Genomic DNA, 5208 nt, shown 5'->3' with positions numbered 1-5208 from the left:
GGGCGCCCGTTCCTCTTTCGGCTTGAACTTCGCGGGGAATGGTGCCCATCATGCGCGCAAGGAGGGCTCATGCGAAAGCTCACGCTCGTGCTCGCGACGCTCACACTGCTGTTCACCGCCACCCCCGTGCTCGCCGAGGGTCACGTCAACTTCTTCCTCGGACAGAAGTCGCTCGACTCCGACGACTGGGATCCCGCCGACAAGCAGCCCGAGTTCGGCGCGATCATGTCGTTCGGCAACTCGGACTGGCCCATCTACATCGCCGTGGACGTGATGACCTCCGCCAAGGAAGAAGACGTCGAGGACCCGTTCTTCGGATCCGCCACCTTCACCGCGGCGACGATCGAGGGCTCCTTCGGTGCCCGCAAGATCTGGAACGCCGGAAACGCGCACCCTTACGTCGGGGGAGGGATCGCGCTGATCTCCGCCGGCGCGGAGTTCGAGGAGTTCGGGATCACCATCGACGCGAGCGACACGGCGATCGGACCGTGGGTGAGCGGCGGGGTCTTCTGGCGCCTCGGCAAGCGCTTCAACCTGGGGTTCGACGTCCGGTGGAGCAGCGCCGAGGTCGATCTCGACTTCGGCGACGGCTTCGTCGCGAACGACGTGAAGGCCGGCGGGTTGCACGGCGGGATCACGCTCGGGTTCGGGTGGTAACCCGCGCGCGAAAGCCCGCGCTCCCGGCCGTGCTCGCGACGGCCGTCGCGCTCCTCGCGTGCGCCCAGGCTCGAAGCGAATCGTCGGCGCACCTCCTGCTCGGGCAGAAACACACGAGCGAGGACGGGTTCCTCGTCCCCGAGACCGGGACGAACTTCGGGGCGCTCCTTTCGTTCGCCGGGGCCGACTGGCCGATCCACGTCGCGGTGGACCTTCTCGACATGTCCGCCGACGGCGGGAGTCGCTTCGGTCCCGACGTCGAGCTCGACACGCTCGAGGTCGCGGTGGGCGTCCGCAAGTTCTGGAAGGTCGGTCCGGCCCGAACGTACGTCGGAGGTGGGATCGCCATGATCCGGGCGACGTACGAAGAACGCCGCGACGAGCGCTTCTCGGATCCGGTCCGGAACGCCGAGTCGGACGCCTACGGGCCGTGGGCCTGCGGCGGCGTCGCGTGGCGCCTCGGGCGGCACTTCGACCTCGGATTCGACGTCCGGTGGGAGATCGCCGGTACCGACTTCGAGGAGATCTACGAAACCCCGGCGAACATCGACGTGGGCGGCTTCAGCTACGGGCTCACCTTCGGGTACGCGTGGTGAGGGGGGTGCCCATGAGCCGGCTCGCGTTGCTCCTCCCGCTGCTGATTCTCGTCGTTTCCGTTGGGACGGCCGCGGCGGGCGACCCGGAAGGCCACGTGAATCTCCTCGTCGGCCGGAAGTGGCTCGACTCCGGCGACTGGAAGCCCGCGGAGAAGCAGGCGGAGCTCGGAGTGGCGATGTCGTTCGGTCACTCGGACTGGCCGGTCTTCATCGCCCTCGACGTGTTGAAGTCGGAACGGGAGGACGACTACGTCGATCCCGTGCTCTGGTACCTGGGCACGGCGAAGTTCACCGGAGCCACGCACGAGGTCGCGCTGGGCATCCGGAAGATCTGGAACCGCGGCAAGGCCCGCCCCTACGTCGGAGGCGGCATGACGCTGATCACGGCCTCCGTCGAATACGACTACCCGTCCGTGAAGTACGATGCGGAGGACACGACGCTCGGACCGTGGCTCGGCGGCGGCGTCTTCTGGCGTCTCGGCAGCCGGTTCAACTTGGGCTTCGACGTCCGCTGGAGCACCGCCGACGTCAATCTCGAGGTCGACGAAGACCCCCTCTTCCACCTCAATACCTACAACGTCAAGGCCGGCGGGCTCCACGCCGGCGTCACCTTCGGGCTAGGCTGGTAACGGTTACCCGCCGTCACTCCGTTACGACGTTCGTCCCCCCGGCCAGGTTCTCCCGCACGCCGGGCTGGGCGAGGAAGTCGTGCGGCCAGCCGAGCACGATCGCCGAGGCCTCGTCGAGCCGGCGACGCTGATCGTCCGACAGGGTGAAGGCGAGGGCGCCGAGGTTGTCCTCGAGCTGCTCGACGTTGCGTGCGCCGAGGATCGGGCTCGTCACGCCCGGGCGCTCGAGGCACCAGCGGATCGCGACCTGCGCGGGACTCCTGCCGAGCTCGCCCGCGATCGCGAGGAGCTCGCGCACGATGCGGTCGGTGCGTTCGCCGAGGCGGTGGAGGTTCATGTTCCGGTCGCGGCGCTGGGAGTCGCCGCCCGTCGTGTATTTCCCGGTGAGAACGCCGCCGGCGAGCGGCGCCCACGGCGTGATCCCGAGCCCCAGCTCGCGGGCCATCGGGACGAGCTCCCGCTCGACGTCGCGCTGGACGAGGGAGTACTCGACCTGGAGGGCGCGGAAGGGCGTCCACCCGGAAAGCTCCGCGAGGGTGTTCGCCTGCGCGACCTTCCACGCGGGGTAGTCCGACACGCCGACGTAGAGGATCTTCCCCAGGCGCACGGCGTCGTCGAGGGCGCGCATCGTCTCGTCCACGGGGGTGATCCCGTCCCACGCGTGCACCCAGTAGAGGTCGATGCGGTCGGTGCGCAGGCGCCTCAGGCTCGCCTCCAGGGACTGCACGAGGTTCTTGCGCTGGTTCCCGCCGCCGTTCGGGTCGCCGCGCCGCATGCTCAGGGTGAACTTCGTCGCGAGCACGACCTGCTCGCGGCGCCCTTCGAGGAAGTCGCCCAGCAGACTCTCGCTCGTGCCGTTCGTGTAGAGGTTCGCGGTGTCGATGAAGTTCCCGCCGCGCTCGAGGTACCGGTCGAGGATGCGACGGGAGGTCTCCCGGTCGGCGCCCCACCCCCAGTCCTCGCCGAAGGTCATCGTGCCGAGCGTCAGCGGCGAGACCCGCAGCCCCGAGCGACCGAGGAGGCGGTAGTGGGCGAGCGAGGTCGCGTTCACGAGAGCTCCTCGAGGCGGCGCCGGAACTTCGTCTTCCAGCCCTCGGGCAGGGTCTCGCAGGCGAGCGCGCGTCGCAAGGTTTCGACGTCGTCGGGATCGGTCGCGGTGAGCCGCACGACGTCGTCGACGGTCAGCCTCGCGGGGTCCCGCGAGACGAGCTCGATGCGGTCCCCCGCGGCGATCCGGCCCTCCCGGACGACGCCGAAGTAGAACCCGGTCCGCCGTGTCTCCAGCATCCTCGGGATCATCGACTCCCGGCGGAACTTCATCACGAGCTTGAAGCAAGGCAGGCGCGGCTCGGTGACGCGCAGCTCGGCCGTCCCGACGCGATAGACGTCCCCGACGAAGACCTCCGCCTCGCGGAGCCCTTCCAGGGAGAGATTCTCCCCGAGTGCGCCCCAGGGAAGGGGCTCGCCCGGCATCTCGGCGGCCCAGAGCGGGTAGTGCTCGACGGGGTAGCCGTAGACCGCCTTGGTGGGGCCGCCGTGGACGCGAAGGTCGGCCTGTCGGTCCCCGTCGAGCCCCTCGGCGCGCACGGCGACCGCTCCGTCGACGGGTTCCTTGAAGATGGACGTGCGCGTGGTGCGCCCCAGGGCCTCGAGCTTGCGGGGCCGGCCGACGTTGACGGAGCGGATGCGGGCGTCCACGAGACGCTTGGGATGCCCGCGAGTTTCGGCCCGTTACGCCGCCGCGCCGTTGGCGATCGGGGCCTTCGCGAGCTCCCGGCGGAGCTGCATCTGGAAGACCTTCTTCATCGCGCTGCGCTTGAGGTCCTGGAGCCAGAACTTGTTCGCCTTGTCGGAGAGCCCGCGGCATTCCTCGGGGAGCATGACGAGGGAGACGTGGATGTTCGGGGCGATCCCGAACGGCAGCCCCTTCTCCATGCAGGCTTCCCACAGGCGCGCGAAGACGGGGATCAGGGGCTCGGTCTCGGGGGATTTCTGGTCCTCGAGATCGGTCCCGACGAGCGGGCGGAAGACGCACACCGTCGGGATCGCGCCCACGGAGGTGATCCAGTCGATCGCGCGGATGGAGTCCTCCGGAGGCTCGAGCCCCGCGATGATCTCCCCGTTGGTGACCCAGGGCTCGAAGCCGCGCCCGGTCGGGCCGACCTCCTGCGCGCAGTAGCGGACCGCCTCGAGGTAGCGGTCGAGGCCGTACTGGCGGTGCTTGCCGGGGCAGATCGACTCGAAACACTCGCGGTTGTACAGCTCGAAGCAGAACGACACGCGGTTGACCCCCATGCGCCGCAGCTCCTTGTAGCGCTTGAGGTCGTGGTGGGGCGGCGTCTGCACGCCGATCAGCACGCCGGTCCGCTGCTTCACCGCCTTGATGTACGGCTCGAGGATGTCGAGGTACGTGTCGCCGTCGTAGTGGCCGGTGTTGAAGTCGACGTAGGTGATCCCCGATTCCCGGCGAGCGGCCTCCACGACCTCGACCACCTCGCGCACCGACTTCTCGTCCGCGTCGTCGGCGCCGAGGTTCAGGCCGACCGAACAGAACTTGCACTGCTCCTTGGGCTTCTCGAGCCAGTACTCGCAGACCTTCGACGGGTAGACGCCGAGATAGGTCCCCTGCAGCGACCCGACGCGGGTCATCAGCTTTCCGGTGGTCGTCTTCTTCTGGTACCAGGGGGGATTCGGGGAGAGCTTCAGCTCGCAGACCTCGCCGACCTGCTCGTGACGCAGGAGGAACCTGTCGTTCTCCCAGCGCAGCACGTAGGGGGACTTCGCGGCGAACGATTCGACGACCGGGATGTTCGTCCAGTACCCGCCGGGGAGGATCGCCTCGAGCCCCGACCCGAGCCCCGCGCGGGTCCGCATGATCTTCCGGCCCCCCTGCTCCTCGACGAGGCACGAGTCGTCGAGACGCAGGCCCTTGCAGTAGAGGTCGAGCTTGAGCAGGGACGGGTTCTTGCGGACGTCGCGTTCCATCGTCGGGGCCCCTCCAGAACGAAACAGGAAGGTACCGCGCGCCGCACCGCGGCAAACGTGATGTTTGTCACGTGTACCCTTCACAACATGCGAATCGGCGTGGATCTGGGGGGGACGAAGGTCGAGGCGGCGGCGCTGGACGAGGACGGCTCCATCCTCGCCCGCCGGCGGGTCCCGACCCCGCGGGGGGACTACGCCGCCACCCTCGCCGCGATCCGCGACCTGGTGGCGGAAGTCGAGACGGAGGCCGGCGGGACCGGCCCGGTCGGGGTCGGGATCCCCGGGGCGATTTCCCCGACGACCGGCCTCGTGAAAAACGCCAACTCCACCTGGCTGATCGG

The 5208-nt window shown here is 68.9% G+C and carries 7 protein-coding genes; 4 read left to right on the top strand and 3 right to left on the bottom strand.

Annotated elements, in window-relative coordinates:
- Positions 1–69 precede the first annotated feature (69 nt).
- Genes VF139_06725 through VF139_06715 form a run of 3 tightly spaced genes read left to right on the top strand, consistent with a single transcriptional unit; the run spans position 70 to position 1882 of the window.
- Complete coding sequence (locus VF139_06725) at positions 70–657, top strand: hypothetical protein (GenBank protein HEX6851085.1); 588 nt, start codon at positions 70–72, stop codon at positions 655–657.
- Complete coding sequence (locus VF139_06720; protein ID HEX6851084.1) at positions 651–1253, top strand: hypothetical protein; 603 nt, start codon at positions 651–653, stop codon at positions 1251–1253. The genes VF139_06725 and VF139_06720 overlap by 7 nt, the downstream gene beginning before the upstream one ends.
- Positions 1254–1264: 11 nt before the next feature.
- Positions 1265–1882 (top strand): outer membrane beta-barrel protein, encoded by a 618-nt coding sequence (locus tag VF139_06715; GenBank protein ID HEX6851083.1) that lies wholly within the window; start codon positions 1265–1267, stop codon positions 1880–1882.
- Positions 1883–1895: 13 nt separating this feature from the next.
- Here VF139_06715 and VF139_06710 read toward each other — a convergent pair whose 3' ends face one another.
- Genes VF139_06710 through VF139_06700 form a run of 3 tightly spaced genes read right to left on the bottom strand, consistent with a single transcriptional unit; the run spans position 1896 to position 4867 of the window.
- Positions 1896–2933: an aldo/keto reductase gene (locus VF139_06710; protein HEX6851082.1), complete on the bottom strand. Its 1038-nt coding sequence runs from the start codon at positions 2931–2933 to the stop codon at positions 1896–1898.
- Positions 2930–3580 carry an MOSC domain-containing protein gene (locus VF139_06705; protein ID HEX6851081.1) on the bottom strand — a complete coding sequence of 217 codons (651 nt, stop codon included), beginning with the start codon at positions 3578–3580 and terminating at the stop codon, positions 2930–2932. The genes VF139_06710 and VF139_06705 overlap by 4 nt, the downstream gene beginning before the upstream one ends.
- 33 nt (positions 3581–3613) lie before the next feature.
- Entirely contained in the window at positions 3614–4867 is a 1254-nt protein-coding gene (locus VF139_06700; protein HEX6851080.1) for a radical SAM protein, read from the bottom strand.
- 87 nt (positions 4868–4954) lie between these two features.
- Here VF139_06700 and VF139_06695 point away from each other — a divergent pair.
- Positions 4955–5208: ROK family protein (locus VF139_06695; GenBank protein ID HEX6851079.1), on the top strand; the 254-nt coding region annotated here is incomplete at its 3' end.

The organism is Candidatus Polarisedimenticolaceae bacterium, from assembly GCA_036376135.1.
Taxonomy (GTDB): domain Bacteria; phylum Acidobacteriota; class Polarisedimenticolia; order Polarisedimenticolales; family DASRJG01; genus DASVAW01.
Note: the sequence above shows the minus strand (reverse complement) of the source record. Positions and strands in the feature narration are given on the sequence as shown.

What these genes read in the sequence shown, in the direction of transcription:
- VF139_06700 (HEX6851080.1), bottom strand. Translation starts at nt 4,867, where the DNA reads ATGGAACGCGACGTCCGCAAGAACCCGTCCCTGCTCAAGCTCGACCTC.
- VF139_06715 (HEX6851083.1), top strand. Translation starts at nt 1,265, where the DNA reads ATGAGCCGGCTCGCGTTGCTCCTCCCGCTGCTGATTCTCGTCGTTTCC.
- VF139_06725 (HEX6851085.1), top strand. Translation starts at nt 70, where the DNA reads ATGCGAAAGCTCACGCTCGTGCTCGCGACGCTCACACTGCTGTTCACC.